This window comes from Mesorhizobium argentiipisi (SeqCode) (assembly GCF_037179585.1).
Taxonomy (GTDB): domain Bacteria; phylum Pseudomonadota; class Alphaproteobacteria; order Rhizobiales; family Rhizobiaceae; genus Mesorhizobium; species Mesorhizobium argentiipisi.
Genome location: NZ_JAPYKO010000001.1, coordinates 299,862 through 316,019, shown reverse-complemented (window position 1 = coordinate 316,019; position 16,158 = coordinate 299,862). Strand labels below are relative to the sequence as shown.

The 16,158-nt window shown below is 64.9% G+C and carries 18 protein-coding genes; 9 read left to right on the top strand and 9 right to left on the bottom strand.

What is annotated here, in order from left to right; all coding sequences use genetic code 11:
* Positions 1 to 312: 312 nt before the first annotated feature.
* A complete protein-coding gene (locus O7A05_RS01380; protein WP_337091159.1) occupies positions 313 to 585 on the bottom strand; it encodes a hypothetical protein in 273 nt (90 codons plus the stop codon).
* A 181-nt stretch (positions 586 to 766) separates the two neighbouring features.
* Here O7A05_RS01380 and O7A05_RS01375 point away from each other — a divergent pair, with 181 nt between their 5' ends.
* From O7A05_RS01375 to dhaL, 8 genes are all read left to right on the top strand, one after another.
* Complete coding sequence (locus tag O7A05_RS01375; protein ID WP_337091158.1) at positions 767 to 2,353, top strand: FGGY-family carbohydrate kinase; 1,587 nt, start codon at positions 767 to 769, stop codon at positions 2,351 to 2,353.
* Between the two features lies 1 nt (position 2,354).
* Positions 2,355 to 3,872: a glycerol-3-phosphate dehydrogenase gene (locus O7A05_RS01370; protein WP_337091157.1), complete on the top strand. Its 1,518-nt coding sequence runs from the start codon at positions 2,355 to 2,357 to the stop codon at positions 3,870 to 3,872.
* Between the two features lie 47 nt (positions 3,873 to 3,919).
* Positions 3,920 to 4,852 (top strand): sugar phosphate isomerase/epimerase family protein, encoded by a 933-nt coding sequence (locus O7A05_RS01365; RefSeq protein WP_337091433.1) that lies wholly within the window; start codon positions 3,920 to 3,922, stop codon positions 4,850 to 4,852.
* Between the two features lie 64 nt (positions 4,853 to 4,916).
* On the top strand, positions 4,917 to 5,858 hold the full coding sequence (locus tag O7A05_RS01360) for a sugar-binding transcriptional regulator (RefSeq protein ID WP_224517383.1): 942 nt from the start codon (positions 4,917 to 4,919) through the stop codon (positions 5,856 to 5,858).
* An 8-nt stretch (positions 5,859 to 5,866) separates the two neighbouring features.
* Positions 5,867 to 6,634, top strand: coding sequence for a triose-phosphate isomerase (locus tag O7A05_RS01355; protein ID WP_337091156.1), 768 nt, complete (start codon positions 5,867 to 5,869; stop codon positions 6,632 to 6,634).
* Positions 6,635 to 6,646: 12 nt separating this feature from the next.
* Positions 6,647 to 7,102: a D-erythrulose-4-phosphate isomerase gene (gene derI / locus O7A05_RS01350; RefSeq protein ID WP_337091154.1), complete on the top strand. Its 456-nt coding sequence runs from the start codon at positions 6,647 to 6,649 to the stop codon at positions 7,100 to 7,102.
* A gap of 100 nt (positions 7,103 to 7,202) precedes the next feature.
* On the top strand, positions 7,203 to 8,210 hold the full coding sequence (locus O7A05_RS01345) for a dihydroxyacetone kinase subunit DhaK (protein ID WP_337091153.1): 1,008 nt from the start codon (positions 7,203 to 7,205) through the stop codon (positions 8,208 to 8,210).
* 5 nt (positions 8,211 to 8,215) lie between these two features.
* Positions 8,216 to 8,824, top strand: coding sequence for a dihydroxyacetone kinase subunit DhaL (dhaL, locus tag O7A05_RS01340; protein WP_337091152.1), 609 nt, complete (start codon positions 8,216 to 8,218; stop codon positions 8,822 to 8,824).
* A 112-nt stretch (positions 8,825 to 8,936) separates the two neighbouring features.
* Here the strand turns inward: dhaL and O7A05_RS01335 are convergent, their stop codons facing one another.
* Positions 8,937 to 9,251, bottom strand: coding sequence for an RpiB/LacA/LacB family sugar-phosphate isomerase (locus O7A05_RS01335; protein ID WP_337091431.1), 315 nt, complete (start codon positions 9,249 to 9,251; stop codon positions 8,937 to 8,939).
* Between the two features lie 195 nt (positions 9,252 to 9,446).
* Positions 9,447 to 9,797 (bottom strand): helix-turn-helix transcriptional regulator, encoded by a 351-nt coding sequence (locus tag O7A05_RS01330; protein ID WP_337091430.1) that lies wholly within the window; start codon positions 9,795 to 9,797, stop codon positions 9,447 to 9,449.
* Between the two features lie 151 nt (positions 9,798 to 9,948).
* Here O7A05_RS01330 and O7A05_RS01325 point away from each other — a divergent pair, with 151 nt between their 5' ends.
* Positions 9,949 to 10,284 (top strand): hypothetical protein, encoded by a 336-nt coding sequence (locus O7A05_RS01325; RefSeq protein ID WP_337091150.1) that lies wholly within the window; start codon positions 9,949 to 9,951, stop codon positions 10,282 to 10,284.
* A gap of 193 nt (positions 10,285 to 10,477) precedes the next feature.
* Here O7A05_RS01325 and O7A05_RS01320 read toward each other — a convergent pair whose 3' ends face one another.
* The 6 genes from O7A05_RS01320 to O7A05_RS01295 are packed head-to-tail and all read right to left on the bottom strand — an operon-like array spanning position 10,478 to position 16,098.
* Positions 10,478 to 11,923 (bottom strand): aldehyde dehydrogenase, encoded by a 1,446-nt coding sequence (locus O7A05_RS01320; RefSeq protein ID WP_337091149.1) that lies wholly within the window; start codon positions 11,921 to 11,923, stop codon positions 10,478 to 10,480.
* Positions 11,924 to 11,962: 39 nt separating this feature from the next.
* Positions 11,963 to 12,748, bottom strand: coding sequence for a coniferyl-alcohol dehydrogenase (locus O7A05_RS01315; protein WP_337091428.1), 786 nt, complete (start codon positions 12,746 to 12,748; stop codon positions 11,963 to 11,965).
* 2 nt (positions 12,749 to 12,750) lie between these two features.
* Entirely contained in the window at positions 12,751 to 13,809 is a 1,059-nt protein-coding gene (locus O7A05_RS01310; RefSeq protein WP_337091148.1) for a branched-chain amino acid ABC transporter permease, read from the bottom strand.
* The gene (locus O7A05_RS01305; protein WP_337091146.1) at positions 13,806 to 14,702 is read right to left on the bottom strand and encodes a branched-chain amino acid ABC transporter permease; all 897 of its coding nucleotides are present in this window, start codon (positions 14,700 to 14,702) and stop codon (positions 13,806 to 13,808) included. Before O7A05_RS01305 ends, O7A05_RS01310 begins: the two co-directional genes overlap by 4 nt.
* Positions 14,699 to 15,427, bottom strand: coding sequence for an ABC transporter ATP-binding protein (locus tag O7A05_RS01300; protein WP_337091144.1), 729 nt, complete (start codon positions 15,425 to 15,427; stop codon positions 14,699 to 14,701). The genes O7A05_RS01305 and O7A05_RS01300 overlap by 4 nt, the downstream gene beginning before the upstream one ends.
* Complete coding sequence (locus O7A05_RS01295) at positions 15,424 to 16,098, bottom strand: ABC transporter ATP-binding protein (RefSeq protein ID WP_337091427.1); 675 nt, start codon at positions 16,096 to 16,098, stop codon at positions 15,424 to 15,426. Before O7A05_RS01295 ends, O7A05_RS01300 begins: the two co-directional genes overlap by 4 nt.
* Positions 16,099 to 16,158: the final 60 nt, after the last annotated feature.

Here is a 16,158-nt window from a genome sequence, read left to right as displayed (position 1 = left end):
AACGACGCGGGCAGGGGCCGATGCAACGATGGTCGCGGATGCATGACGCAGGCCTGCCGCCGGATGGTGACACGGCATGGTCGGGTCGCTTGCTTGCATCGATTTCCTCCACCCTTGACCGGCGATGCGGCGTCTTCCTCCCGCTGCATCGACGTCCATTCCACCTCTATGTTATATTCGTGTTATCTTTTGCGTCAAGTATGATAGATCGGAATTCCGCTTCGGTGCCGATAGTGACCCGTCGAAAGGGGCTTTTAGCCATACGATTTTCAAACCGGCATCTCTGGAACAGCCTCGCGCATTCGATTGATCCTATGGCCGATCATTGAGATGATCCATCTCGCAGGCATAGCAGAAACATGCTGCGGCGGCCAATTTATCATAGATAAACAATTGATTTATATCATTATTACGCACGCCGTACTGTGCTGCAGCGCAAGTTGAAAACAAGCCTGAAGCATCCGGTCGCCCGTTTGTCCGCTTTCCTGTCCGCCTGCCGGAGACGATGGAAGGCGGATCGTCGAGTTCCTCCTGACTGATATCAGCGTAGCTGAAAAAATTTTCGTTGTCTGCAAAAAAAATCATGCATTGTGTTATTTCCGTGATAACTTAGAATGAACTGCGTAGGCGCCGTACGGAGGAGTGCGCAACGGCGTATCTTTCGCCGCCACCCGTTCGCCGGTGGCTTCGGGCGGGAAAATCAGGAGGAGACGGACATTGCCCTGTTGCCGATCCAGGCATGGTCGCATCGGAAGCGGAGAGATCCGTGGCCGGCGCTGACGTCATCATAGGTATCGATTCCGGCACGTCGGTGATCAAGGCGGTCGCCTTCGAGCTGAACGGCCGCCAGATCGCGTCCGCTTCGGTTCCGAACCGGTACGCGTCCGGCGCCGACGGTTCGGCGACGCAGTCGCTCTCCCAGACTTGGCGCGACTGCACCGCTGCGCTTCGAGGGCTCGGCGACAAGGTTGAAAACCTTGTGGCGCGCACCGCGGCGCTCGCGGTGACCGCGCAGGGCGACGGCACCTGGCTCGTCGGTCGGCAAGACACGCCGGTCGCCGACGCATGGCTGTGGCTCGATGCCCGCGCAGCGCCCACCGTCGAGCGCTTGGCTGCCGGCCCGCTTGGCCGCGCCCGTTTCGAGGCGACGGGAACCGGGCTCAACACCTGCCAGCAAGGCAGTCAGATGGCCCATATGGACCGCCACGCGCCCGAGCTTCTCGACCGTGCCGAAGTGGCGCTGCACTGCAAGGACTGGCTCTATCTGAACCTGACCGGCGTGCGCGCCACCGATCCTTCGGAATCAAGTTTCACCTTCGGCAATTTCCGTACCCGCCGCTACGACGACGCCGTCATCGAGGCGCTAGGCCTTTCCGGCCGGCGCAAGCTGTTGCCCGAGATCATCGACGGCACCATGGTGACCCATCCGCTGACGGCAGCCGCAGCGGCCGAGACCGGACTGAAAGCCGGCACTCCCGTCAGCCTCGGTTATGTCGACATGGTCATGACCGCGCTCGGCGCCGGGGTCTGCGGCGGCGAGGGGGATGTCGCCTGCTCGATCGTGGGCTCGACCGGCGTCCACATGCGCGCCGTGCCGACGGGCGCCGTGCACCTCAACAAGGAGGGCTCCGGTTACGTCATCACCCTCCCGGTTCCGGATTTGGTGACGCAGGTCCAGACCAACATGGCGACCACGCTCAACATCGACTGGGTTCTCGGTCTTGCCGCGGATGTGCTGAAGGAATTCGGACAGGAGGCCGGTCATCGCGATCTGGTCGCCCGCATCGATCACTGGCTCGGCGACAGCCAGCCCGGCCAGATCGTCTATCACCCCTATATTTCGGAGGCGGGCGAGCGCGGGCCGTTCGTCAACGCCAACGCCCGCGCCGGCTTCGTCGGCCTGTCTGTCAACCATCGCTACCCGAGCTTGGTGCGTGCCGTCATCGAGGGACTGGGGCTTGCCATGCGCGACTGCTACGCTGCCATGGGCGACCTGCCGTCGGAGCTGCGGCTGTCGGGCGGCGCGGCCCGCTCGCAAAGATTGCGCGGCATCCTGTCGGCGGCGGTTCACGCGCCGGTGCGCGTCTCATCGCGCGAGGAGGCGGGTGCCGCCGGCTGCGCGATGATGGCGGCGGTCGCCATCGGCGCCTACCCCGACATGGGCGCCTGCATCGCCGATTGGGTCACGCCGCTACTCGGGCCCGCCGAGGCGCCCGATCCGGCGCTGATGAGCGCCTATGACGGGTTGTTTCCCGCATTCGGCGCGGCACGCCATGCCCTGGGGCCAGCCTGGGACATGCTCGCCGCCCAGCGCCGCAACACGGCTGCCGCCGAAACGCCGCAAGGAGCATAGGATGGGGCCTGAGCCGAAAACGGTCGACCTCTTCGTCATCGGCGGCGGCATCAACGGCGCCGGCATCGCGCGGGACGCAGCAGGCCGCGGCCTGTCGGTCGTGCTATGCGAAAAGGACGACCTTGCCGAGGGCACGTCCTCGCGCTCCGGCAAGCTCGTGCATGGCGGTCTGCGCTATCTCGAATATTACGAGTTCCGGCTGGTGCGCGAGGCGCTGATCGAGCGCGAGGTTCTACTCAAGGCCGCGCCCCATATCATCTGGCCGATGCGCTTCGTGCTGCCGCACAGCCCGCAGGATCGGCCGGCCTGGCTCTTGCGGCTCGGCCTGTTCCTTTACGACCATCTGGGCGGCCGAAAGCGGCTGCCCGGCACGCGCACACTCGACCTCGAGCGCGATCCGGAAGGAACGCCGTTGCTCGACCAATATACGCGCGGCTTCGAATATTCCGACTGCTGGGTGGACGATTCGCGGCTGGTGGTGCTCAACGCTGTCGGCGCCGCCGAACGCGGGGCCGAGGTGCTCACCCGCTCGCCTGCCGTCTCAGCCCGCTGTGAGAATGGCGCCTGGTTGGTGACGACGAGAAACGCGATGACGGGGGAAACGCGCGTCTTTCGCGCCCGCTGTCTCGTCAATGCCGCCGGTCCGTGGGTTTCGGACGTCATCGGCCGAGTCGCGGGATCGAACTCGTCGCGCAATGTGCGCCTGGTCAAAGGCAGCCACATCATCGTGCCTAAGTTCTGGCAGGGCGCCAATGCCTATCTGGTGCAGAACCATGACAAACGCGTCATCTTCATCAATCCCTATGAGGGGAACATGGCGCTGATCGGAACCACCGACATCGCCTATGACGGCCGCGCCGAGGACGTCAGGGCCGACGAGGCCGAGATCGACTATTTGCTGGCGGCGGTGAACCGCTATTTCAAGGAGAAGCTGCGGCGCCAGGACGTGCTCTACTCCTTCTCCGGCGTGCGGCCGCTGTTCGATGACGGCAAGGGCAATCCCTCCGCCGTGACGCGCGACTATGTCTTCGACCTCGACGAGAGCGGCGGCGCGCCGCTGCTCAACGTCTTCGGCGGCAAGATCACCACTTTCCGCGAATTGGCCGAGCGCGGTATGCACCGGCTGAAGCATATTTTCCCGAAGATGGGCGGGGACTGGACCGAGACCGCGCCGCTGCCCGGCGGCGAAATCCCCAACGCCGACTACGAGACCTTCGCCAACGGTCTGCGCGAGACCTATCCGTGGATGCCGCGCAATCTCGTCCATCACTATGGGCGGCTCTACGGTGCGCGCACCAGGGACCTCGTCAAAGACGCGGCCGGGCTAGATGGCCTTGGACGTCATCACGGCGGCCTGCTCTACGAGGCGGAGGTGCGCTATCTCGTCGCCAGGGAATGGGCGCGCACGCCCGACGACATCCTGCTGCGGCGCACCAAGCACCACCTGCATCTCACCGAGGCCGAACGAGGCGCCTTCGCCATGTGGTTTGACGCCGAGCACCTGGCCGAGGCCGCGTGAAATCCGATGCGACCTCGACCCGCAACCACGTTCCGGACCCACGCGCCATGGCGCTAACACTTTCGCTGAACACCAACCCGTTGGTCAACCGCTTTGCCGAGCCGGACGACCTGATCGAGACGGTCGCCCGCGACCTCAGGCTGCGCGACCTGCAGCTGACGCACGAGTTCATCAATCCGAGCTGGCCAGCGCCCGTGATCCGGCGGCTGACCCGGCAGATGACGGCGGCCCTGCGGCGCACCGGCGTCCGCGTCACCAGCGGCATGACCGGTCCGTACGGCCGGCTCAACCATTTCGGCCACCCCGACCGCGATGTTCGCCGATACTATGTCGACTGGTTCAAAACTTTCGCCGACATTACCGCCGACCTCGGCGGCGTTTGCATCGGCACCCAGTTCGCCATCTTCACCTTCAAGGATTATGACGATCCGGCCCGGCGCGAGGAGCTGATCGGGATCGCCATCGACTGCTGGGCAGAGGTGGCGGAGCATGCCAAAGGTGCCGGGCTGCGATACGTCTTCTGGGAACCGATGAGCATCGGGCGCGAGTTCGGCCAGACGATCGCCGAATGCCTGAAGCTGCAGGACAGGCTGACCAAAGCCGAAATGGCGGTGCCGATGTGGATGATGGCGGACATCGACCACGGCGACGTGACCAGTGCCGATCCGGATGATTACGATCCCTATGCCTGGGCGCGCGCGGTGCCCAAAGTGTCGCCGATCATCCATATCAAACAAAGCCTTATGGACAAGGGTGGACACCGCCCCTTCACCGCCGCGTTCAACAGCAGGGGCCGCATCCAACCCAAGCCGCTGCTGCAGGCCTTGGCCGAAGGCGGCGCCGTCGAGAACGAGATCTGCCTGGAGCTGAGTTTCAAGGAGCGTGAGCCGGAGGATCGGCAGGTCATCGCTCAGATCGCCGAGAGCATAGCTTTCTGGGCGCCGCATATCGACACCGGCGTGCAAAGCCTGAATATCTGAGCCGGCTGCCGATGACGCCCAAACGCGCGATAAAGGACTGCATGTTTTGAAACGACCGGGTAAACTGGACGCGGAAGGGTCGCTCGCGATCCGCGCCGCCTGGCTGCACTATGCAGGCGGTCTCACTCAGGCCGAGGTGGCCAAGCGGCTCGGGTTGCCTTCGGTGAAGGCGCATCGTCTGATCGCCCGGGCGGTGGCCGACGGCGCGGTGAAAGTCTCGATCGACGGCGCTATCGTCGAATGCGTCCTGCTGGAGAACCAGCTCTGCGATCGGTTCGGACTGGATTTCTGCGAGGTTGCGCCGGATCTGGGCGAGGAAGGCTTGCCGCTGCGGGCGCTGGGGCTGGCGGGCGCCAGTTTCCTGCGTCGCGAGATGGAGCGCGGCGAAGACAGGGTCATCGGTATCGGGCATGGTCGCACGCTCGCCGCCGCGGTGCATCAGTTGCCGCGCTTCGAGGCAGCCGGCGTCCGCTTCGTCTCGCTGCTCGGCGGCCTGACCCGCAACTATGCCGCCAATCCGCACGACGTCATGCACCGACTCGCCGAAAAGACCGGCGCACAGGCCTACGTCATGCCGGTCCCCTTTTTTGCCAATTCCGCAGACGACCGCGAAGTACTCCTGGCGCAGCGCGGCGTGCGGGAGATATTCGAGATGTCGAACCGGGCGGGACTGAAATTCGTCGGCATCGGCACAGCGGATGCCGGCGCCCAGCTTGTGGCGACCGGCATGATCGAGCCGCGTGAAATCTCCGAGATCACTGCCGTCGGTGGCGTCGGCGAAATGCTCGGCCATTTTTTCGACACGCGCGGCCGGGTGCTGGAGACAACCTTGACCGCCCGCACGCTCGCCGTCGATCTGGACGGGCCGGCAGAAAGCCGCATCATCGCCATCGCCGGCGGTCCCACGAAGATCGAAGCAGTACGTGCGGTGCTGAAGAGCGCGCGGTTGAAGGGCCTTATCACCGACGAGCCGACGGCCCGGGCCCTGGTCGGCGCAACGGAGTGAACCATCGCATGCCGCAGCCGAAGCAAGCCTGGATCGGGACCAGCTGGAAAATGAACAAGACACTGGCCGAGGCGCGCGCCTTCGCCGGCGGGCTGCTTGCCGATCCGGAAGGCGACCCGCGTGTCCAGCGCTTCGTCATCCCGCCCTTCACGGCGGCGCGCGAGGTCAAGGCGATGCTGAAGGATACGTCCGTCAAGGTTGGCGCGCAGAACATGCACTGGGCCGACGAAGGGGCATGGACCGGCGAGATCTCGCCGGTGATGCTGCGGGATTGCAACCTTGATATCGTCGAGCTCGGCCATTCGGAGCGCCGTGAGCATTTCGGCGACACCGACGAAACCGTGGGCCTCAAGACGGAAGCCGCGATGCGCCACGGCCTCATCCCGCTGATCTGCATCGGCGAGACATTGGCCGAGCGCGAGGCCGGCCTTGCCAGCGAGGTGCTTGCCAGGCAGGTGCGCGGCGCACTCTCCAGGATCGGCGCGGCGCAGAAGACCGCGCCGATCCTTTTCGCCTACGAGCCGGTCTGGGCGATCGGCATCAACGGCATTGCGGCAGCCTCGGACTATGCTGACGCCCGCCAGGCGGAGATCGTCGCTGCCGCCGAGGATGTGCTCGGGCGCCGCGTTCCTTGTCTCTATGGCGGTTCGGTCAATCCCGGCAATTGCGCCGAACTCATTGCATGCCCGCATATCGACGGGCTGTTCATCGGGCGCTCCGCCTGGGCGGTCGAGGGGTATCTCGACATCCTGTCCAGATGCGCCGAAACATTATAGAAGGAGTTGACCATGAGACTTGCAGTGGCTGGAGACAGCGCCGGCGAGGGCTTGGCGAAGGTTCTCGCCGACTACCTTAAGGACCGGCACGAGGTGTCGGAGGTGTCGCGCACCGAGGCCGGAGCCGACCCATTCTACGCCAACCTATCAGACCGGGTCGCCAGCGATCTGCTGGCCGGCAAATACGATCGTGCCATCCTGGTTTGCGGCACCGGCATCGGCGTCTGTATCTCGGCTAACAAGGTGCCGGGCATCCGCGCGGCGCTGACCCACGATACGTATTCGGCCGAACGCGCCGCGCTCTCCAACAACGCCCAGATCATCACCATGGGTGCGCGCGTGATCGGCACGGAACTGGCGAAAGCCATCGCCGATGCGTTCCTCAAGGAGACATTCGATCCGCAGGGCCGGTCGGCCGGCAATGTCGCCGCCATCGACCAGATCGACGCAAAGTACAACGCCCGATAGACTTCATGCTTCGCGATCTTGTTGGGCCAGAAGAAGACCGTTTCTCCGTCGTCGCGAAACACTCTAGTCTCACGATCGGAGATGATACAGGGAGACGCGAATGAGCCTCACGCAGAAGCTGATCAACGACGGCAATGCGGCCGTGGACGAAATGCTGGTCGGTATCATGGCCGCCCATCCCGAGCATCTCTGGCGCCCTGACAACGCCCCGCGCGCAGTCGTTGCAAAGAATGGCCCGCGGACCGGCAAAGTCGCACTGGTGATCGGCGGCGGCTCAGGCCATGAGCCGACCTTCCTGGGCTATGTCGGCAAGGGACTGGCGGATGCGGCAGCGATCGGCAACGTCTTCGCCTCACCCCCTCCGCAGCCGGCAGTCGACGCGGCGACGGCCGCGAGCGGCGGTGCAGGCGTCCTGTTCATGTATGGCAACTATGCCGGCGACGTGATGAACTTCGACATGGCCGCAGAGCTGCTGGAGATGGAAGGCATCGAGGCGCGCACGGTGCTGACCACCGACGACATCGCGTCGGCGCCGCGCGACCAAAGGCAAAAGCGCCGCGGCGTGGCCGGCAACGTGTTCATCTTCAAGTGCGCGGGCGCGGCCGCCGACATGATGATGCCGCTGGACGAGGTGGAGCGGATCGCCAAGCACGCCAACGACCGCACCTTCACCATGGGCGTGGCGCTCTCGTCCTGTTCCCTGCCGCAGACGCGGAAGCCGAGCTTTGATCTTCCGCTTGGCGAAATGGAAATCGGCATGGGTATCCATGGCGAACCGGGGGTGCGGCGCGGGCCATTGCGTTCGGCCAATGATGTCGCCGACGAAATCATGGACGCGATCCTGGCGGAAATGGAGGCGCCGGCCGGCTCTCGTGTCGCTGTTCTGGTCAACTCGCTCGGCGCAACACCGCTGATGGAACTGTACATCCTGAACGCGCGGATCGCGGAGCGCTTGAAGGCTGCCGGACTGGCGGTCCACAAGACGCTTGTCGGCTCCTACTGCACGTCGCTCGACATGGCCGGCGCGTCGATTACCATCATGCACCTCGACGACGAATTGCAGCGCATGATCGACTATCCCTGCGACTGCGCCATGTTCCGGAGTTGAGCGAGATGGAGTTTACGACCGCGGATTTGAAAATTCTTTTCGGCACCATCTCGGCGCGGATGGCAACTGAGCGCGACAGGCTCTGCGCCCTTGATGGGGTCATTGGGGATGCCGACCATGGTATTGCCATGGAACAAGGCACGAAAGCCGCGGCCGATGCGGCCCAGGCTGCCGAGGGCACGCTGCAGGACGTCTTCAATGCCGCCGCCAAAGGTTTTCTCAACGCAGTCGGCGCCTCCTCAGGGCCACTCTATGCGACCGCCCTTCTGCGCGCCGGCAAGGCCGCAGGTCCGCGCGGATCAATGCCGAATGGCGAACTGCGGACTATCATTGCGGCGATGCGCGACGGCATCGTCCAGCGTGGCAAGGCGGAGCCCGGCCAGAAGACGATGCTCGATGCCTGGGGACCGGCCGCCGATGCCGCACTCGATGGTCAGAATGCCGATGCCATAATCGCGGCTGCCCGACAGGGAGCAGAAGCGACACGCAACATGGTCGCAACCGTCGGCCGCGCCGCACGTCTCGGCGAGCGTTCTTTGGGCCACCCGGACCCGGGCTCGATTTCGGCCGCCATGCTGGTGGAAGAAATCTGCAACGCCATGAAAGCCGCCTAACTCCTCTTTATAGGCAATGACGGTCCGGTGGTTTTGTCTCTGATTCCGGAACGGCTTCGATCTGGCGCTGCCGAGCGAGGCTCTGACGCCCTCGATCAGGCGCTCGAAGGGCTCATCGGGCGTTGTACTTTGCGTCGATCTGGTCGATGGCGGCGACATTGCCGGCCGACCGGCCCTGCGGATCGAATGTCTCCTTGAGGAACGCATCGGCGATGGCTTTCGCCAGTTCCGTGCCGATCACGCGCGCACCCATGGTGATGATCTGGGCGTTGTTGGAGAGCGCGGCGCGTTCGGCCGAATACGTATCGTGGGTCAGCGCCGCGCGGATGTCCGGCACCTTGTTAGCCGAGATACAGACGCCGATGCCGGTGCCGCAAACCAGGATGGCACGATCGTATTTGCCGAGCGTTATCTCAATCGCCACCAGTCACGGTGAAATGTCCGTTTCCGGGAAAGCATAGGGGTGCCTCTATTTCCGATTGGGGGCGCAAAGCCGCCCGGCCCGGCACTGCCGCCGCGGCCCACAGATGCCCTATTTTTCTTATGGACGATACAACGCTGCGCCTCCCCGCAACCACTTTCATCATAAATCAATAACCGTCCCGGTCTAACCGGGACGGCCTTATTGTTTGATCGGTACGCGATCGAGCAAGTTAGGACGCCCAGGCGCGATGTATCGCGCCTTAGGCAGCGGCAAAATCGGATTCCTGTGCCGGATGGCTCCTGCGCCAAGCCCGGGTGAGTAGCCAGTGATCGTTCTGAAGGCACGCGTAAAATGGCTCTGATCGGCAAATCCGTTGGCAAGTGCCACTTGAGCCAGCGTGTCGCTTGTTTGAAGCAGCGCTTTTTGTGCTTCTTGTATCTTCGCGGCAAGATACCATCGATGCGGCGACATTCCTGTAGAAACCTTGAAAGCATGAGCAAAATAGCCCTCGGAAAGCCCGATCATATCGGCCAAGTCCTTTAAAGGGATGGCTCTGGGTAGACTCTGCTCCCATGAGCACGGTCACTCGGCGGAGCTTTGCGGGGGCAAGTCCACCCCGTTTTTCCTCCTGCCGTCTCAAGCCGAACAGATAGTACGATATCGCCAGGGCGAGGCTATCTCCATAGAGGCGATCATCTGGGTGGGTGCGAATGCAGGCATCGGCCAGCAATTCGACGAGAGCCAGGAGGCGGTTGTCGTGGAACATTACACGCGGCGTAAGGCGGGATGTAAACTCGAAGGCTTCACCGAAGTGCACCGCCAGTTCAGGAAGATCGAAATCGACGACCACCCAGCGGATGTAGTGGCACTGTCGGGTAAACTGCCAGAGAGGTACCCCGGCTGGCACGAAGGTGAGATGTCTGACAGTCCCTCCCGCGGAGGCAGGCATGGACTGTGCCGGGCAGAACGGCGTCAGAAGCATTTCCGCGCGGCCGCCGATCTGCTCCAGGATCGCGGTCAGTCGCGGCCGGTTTGACCCTAGGTCCTCCAGATGCCGACCGGGACCATGCAGGTGGGCGACTTCGACACTAACGCCGGTCAAGATCGCATCTGTCTATCGCGGTGCCGGGCGATCGATCAAATCCAAGCGGACAGCGGGAACGTGCGCTGCCCCATCAAAGCCTGGGATCAAACATCTAGCCTCACAGGCTCGGGTAGCGGCAGATTGGTCAGAAGGGATAGTGCTGGCCCGGATCCTCGATCGTCACCCAGCGCAGGTCGGTGAATTCGGCGATCGAGGCCTTGCCGCCGAAGCGGCCGTAACCCGAGCCCTTGACGCCGCCGAACGGCATCTGCGCCTCGTCGCCGACGGTCGGGCCGTTGATGTGGCAGATGCCGGCCTGGATGCGCGCGGCAACGGCCATGGCGCGGCGGATGTCGCGGCTGAAGACGGCCGACGACAGGCCGTATTCGGTGTCGTTGGCGACACGCACCGCTTCGTCCTCGCCTTTCACGCGGATGACCGGCTTCACCGGGCCGAAGGACTCTTCCGCATAGACGCGCATGGCGGGCGTCACGTGATCGAGAAGCGTTGCTTCCACGACCGTGCCGGCGCGCTTGCCACCGGCCGCGAGCTTCGCGCCCTTCGCGGTCGCGTCGGCGATCAGCTCCTCCATTTTGTCGGCTGCCTGGCTGCTAATCAGCGAACCCAGAACGACATGCCCGCGCGGGTCGCCGGCCGGTAATTGCGAAGCGCGCGCGGCGAGCTTGGTGACAAACTCGTCGGCGATCTTTTCGTCGACGATCAGCCGCTCGGTCGACATGCAGATCTGGCCCTGATGCATGAAGGCGCCGAAGGTCGCGGCATTGACCGCTGCGTCGATATCGGCGTCGTCGAGCACGACCAGCGGCGCCTTGCCGCCGAGCTCGAGCAGGGCCGGCTTGAGGTGCCGTCCGGAGAGCTCGGCGATGATGCGGCCGACCTTGGTCGAGCCGGTGAAATTCACACGCTTCACCGCCGGGTGTGCGATCAGCGTCTCGACGATTGCCGCCGCGTCCTTCGGGTCGTTGGTGACGACATTGACCACGCCCTTGGGGAGGCCGGCCTCGACCAGCACCTGGCCGATCAGTCGGTGCGTGCCGGGGCACATTTCAGAGGCCTTCAGCACCACCGTGTTGCCGCAGGCGAGCGGCATGGCAAGCGCACGGGTGCCGAGAATGACCGGCGCGTTCCATGGCGCGATGCCGAGGCACACGCCTGCCGGCTGGCGGATCGCCATGGCAAGCGTGCCGGGCTTGTCGGACGGAATAACCTCGCCGGAAATCTGCGTGGTCATCGCCGCCGCCTCGCGCAGCATGTTCGAGGCGAGCATGACGTTGAAACCGGCCCAGGGACCTGTGGCGCCGGTCTCTTCCATCATCAATTTCGTGAACTCGCCGACTTTTGAAGCCATCACATCGGCTGCCTTGGAAAGCAGCGCGCGGCGCTCGCCAGGCCCGGTCTTCGACCAGGCATCGAAGGCAGCGGCAGCGGCATCGACGGCCGCGTTGGCGTCGGCAATGCTTGCGGCCGCGGCGCGCGTCGCGAGCTTACCGGTGAATGGGTCCAGGCGCTCATAGGAGGCTTTGCCGGTCGCCGCCCGCTCGTCGCCGTCGATCAGAAGTCCGATGTCCACGGGTCTCTCCTCGCTCGTGATCAAGCGTTGCAGATTGTATCAGAAGCCGAGCACTTCGGCGTTTATAGATGCTTCGAGGCCGCCGTCGACCGGCACATTGGCGCCGTTGATCCAGCGCGCGCCGTCGGAGCACAGGAACAGCACGACCGGCGCGATGTCGCCCGAAGTCCCGGCGCGGCCGACTCGCGCGATATCGCTGTCGACGCGGGCATCGCCAAGCACCGTGCGGAACTGTTTCAGGATTGGCGTCTCGACCGGGCCCGGGCTGACCGCATTGACGCGGATGCCGCGGCTCCTGAACAGCTCCTGATGCGCGGCGCGGAATGTCCACAGGAGTAGGAGCTCCTTCGAGACCGGATAGCCTTCCTCGTTCTTCACCGCGTGGTCGGCGATCACCTTGGCGACGTCGGGAAAGCCTTCGACGCTGACCATCGAGGTGGCGCGGTTGAGATTGGCGCGCCAGCCCAAGCCCGCGATCGAGGCGACATTGACGATGGCGCCGCCCTCGCGAAGTCTTGGCGCCATCGCTTCCGAAAGCGTGCGCAGGCCGTAGAAATTGACGGCGAGCGTCAGCGCGGCGCCAGTGTTGCCGGAGAGGCCGGCGACGTTGCAGAGCGCGTCGAGACGCTGCGGCAGCCGCGCGACGAGATCGTCGACGCCGGCCTTGGACGAGATGTCGGCCTGGACGAAGATGCCCTGGTAGCCGGTCGGCTCGCGCAAATCGACGCCGATCACATCGGCGCCAAGCTGGCCTGCCAGCTCCGCAGTGCGGGCGCCGATACCCGAGGCGACGCCGGTGATGAGGATCGTCTTGCCGAACAGGATGCTCATGCCTTCTCCCGAGAAGTGGTGGTCTTCAGCGGCGAAGCAATCTCGCCGGTCGGATTTGATGCCACGGCGGAAAGCTTGACTCGGTAGCCGACCGACAGCAGTCGCCAGCCAAACCGCTCCTCGAGCGTGCCCCAGAGGCCGCGCGGCAAGAGCAGCGAGAAGACGAGCGCCGTAGCGCCGAGCCCGATCAGGTACCAGACGCCGGTGCCGCCGAACCAGGTTTCGATGAGGAAGAAGAGCAGCGCGCCGAGGATTGCGCCCTCGAAGGTGCCGATGCCGCCGACCAGCACCATGAAGATCATGTAGGCCGTCCACTGCACGCTGAAATAGGTCTTTGGCTGGAAGGTGATCGCGGTCGCCAGCCACAGCGCGCCGGCGACACCGATGCCGAAGGCGGCGAGCACGAAGAGCAGCCGCTTGGTGCCGGTGACGCGCACGCCGACGGAGGCTGCCGCATCCTCATTGTCGCGGATGGCGCGGATGGCCGCACCGGTGCTGCCGCGCAACAGGCTGAACAGGATCGCAAGCAGCGCCGTCATCGACGCCAGCGCCAGCCAGTAGATGGTCAGCCTGCGTGTCGACACGTAGACGTTGAGCGAGATCGCCGACGTGCCGGTCTCGCCCTGGATCAGCCGGTCGAGATTGACGAGCAGGTGGGTGAGTGCTGCGATCACCCACATGCCGATGGCGAATTCGCCATTCTTCAGGCGAAGCATGAACAGCGAGATCGGCCAGGACACCGCGCCGACAATGACCGCCGAGACAAAGAGCGAGACGAACGGATTGAGTCCGGCACTGGCGAGCCGGATTGCGAAATAGGCGCCGAGGCCGAAGAACACCTGCTGGCCGACCGACACCAGTCCGCCGAAGCCGGCGAGCGCGTTCCACATGGCGGCGAGGATCACATAGATGAACAAAGCGGTCATGCGGTCGACGGCGCCGGCGGACAGGAACTGCGGCGCGATGGCGAGCAGCAGGATGATGGCAACGACGCCGATGCCGGCGACGCGCGAGGCGGCGGTGCCGCGCTCGATGACAGGGGAGGCGGCGCTCATGATGCCTTCCCCGTGGAGATGCGCAGCAAGCCGCGCATGCCGAGGCCGGAGGTGTAGAGGCGGATGAACAGAACGATCAGGAAAGCGACATGGCCGCCGATGAGAAAACCTTGCGGATGTATCTTGGCGCCGAGCGTCTGGGCGAGCGCCAGGACGATGCCACCGATCAGCGTCCCCCAGAGCGAACCGGCGCCGCCGATGACGGCCGCCTCGAAGGCGAACAGAAGTTGCGTGGCGCCGGCATAGGGATCGAAGGTGGCGCGCATGCCGAGGAAGGCGCCAGCGAGACCGACGGTGACCATGGCGATCGCCGCGGCGATGGCGTTGGCGCGGCGCGCATCGACGCCGACCAGCCCCGCTGTATCAGGGTCTTCCGAAGTCGCACGGATCGAGCGGCCGAGTCCGGTGCGGGTCAGAAACAACTGCAGTCCGCCGAGCAGGACGACGGCGGCGATGAAGATGATGACCGCGAGCTTGCCGACATAGATGCTGCCCGGCCATTCCCAGGAATCGTAGGACAGGCTGCCGATGAAAGGCGCCAGCGAGCGCGTGTCGGCGCCGAACTGCTCGAACAGCACATTGTCGATGACGATGGCGAGACCGAAGGTGGTGAGGATCGGCAGCAGCGCGCCACCGCGCGCGCTGCACTCGAGCAGGAAGCGCTGCAAGGCCCAGCCGATCGCGGCCATCAACGGCAGCACGATGAGCAAGCCGAGGAAGGGCGGGATGTGGAAGCGCGAGGCGAGCAGCCATAGCGCGAAGGCCGACAGCACGGCGAGGCTGCCATGCGCAAGGTTGATGATGCGCATCACCGAGAACATGAAGGAGAGGCCGCAGGCGATCAGCGCGTAGTAGCCGCCAAGCAGGAAGCCCTGGACGATCTGGTTCATCATGCCGGCACGCCTGTGGCGCCTTTCCGGTGCAGGCCGAAATAGGCCTTGGTCACCTCGTCGCGCGAAACGGTCTTGCTGTCGCCGGCGAGCGCGATCCGGCCCTCCAGCATGCAGATGACCTTGCTGGAGACGGAGAGCGCGCGGTTGAGATCCTGCTCGACGAGGATGATCGTCGTGCCGGAACTGATCAGCCCCTGCAGCGAGGCGTAGACGCGGTCCACGACCAGCGGCGACAGGCCGAGCGAGACTTCGTCGAGCAGGAGGAGGTCGGGATTGCTCATCAGCGCGCGGCCGATCGCCGTCGCCTGCTGCTCGCCGCCCGAGAGATGCCCGGCCTTGGCGTGGCGGCGCGGTTTGAGGTTGGGGAAGGTTTCGAGCACACGCTCGACGCTCCACTCGCCGGGACGACCGGCGCTGCGGCCAAGCAGGAGGTTTTCCTCGACCGTCATCTGCACGAAGAGCCGCCGGCCCTCGGGCACCAGGGCGATGCCCTTGCGGACACGTTCATGCGAAGGCACGCCGGAAAGGTCGGCGCCGTCGAAGACCACGCGGCCGGAGGCTGCCTGATGCGCGCCGGCGATTGCCCTGAGCAATGTCGTCTTGCCCGCGCCATTGGCGCCGACCAGCGCCAGCGTCTCGCCGCGTTCGACGCCGAAGCTGACGCCGCGCACTGCTTGAAGCAAGCCATGCCGGACAACGAGATCCTCGACCGACAGCAGGCTCATTTCGGGCCTCCGCCGAGATAGGCGCTGATCACCTGCGGGTCGGCCATCACCGCGTGCGGCTCGCCGTCGGCGATGATCTTTCCGGCATCCATGCAGATCAGCCGCTCGGCCACCTGCAACAAGATGTGGACGATGTGCTCGATCCAGACGATGCCGATCTTGCGGCGGCGCAATTCGCGGATGGTCTCGACGAGTTCGCCGGCCTCGCCGTCTGTCAGGCCACCGCCGATCTCGTCGAGCAGAAGCAGGGCCGGTTTCGCGGCGAGCGCGCGGGCGAGCTCCAGCCGCTTGCGGTCGAGCAGGCCGAGCGTCTCGGCGCGCCGGTTGGCTACGCCAAGCATGCCGCACAGTCTCAGCGAGCCGAGCGCTTCCTCATAGGCCTCGTCGCGGCCGAGCCCGGCGCCATGCGAGGCGGCGACGAAGACATTCTCGAAAGCGGTCATGCCGCCGAAGGGTTTCGGCACCTGATGGGTGCGCACCAGACCCAGCCGGCAGCGCTGCGTGGCCGGCAAGGCGGTGACGTCATCGCCTTTGAAGGCAATCGTTCCGGCGCTCGGCGGATAAGCGCCCGAGAGTACGCTGAGCAGCGTGGTCTTGCCGGCGCCGTTGGGGCCGACGATGCCAACCGCCTCGTCGGTGCCCATGGCGAAGTCGATGTCGTCGAGCACCACAAGCGCGCCGAAGCGCTTGTGGATGCCGGCGGCGCTGAGGATCGCACCGTTGGGCGTGGC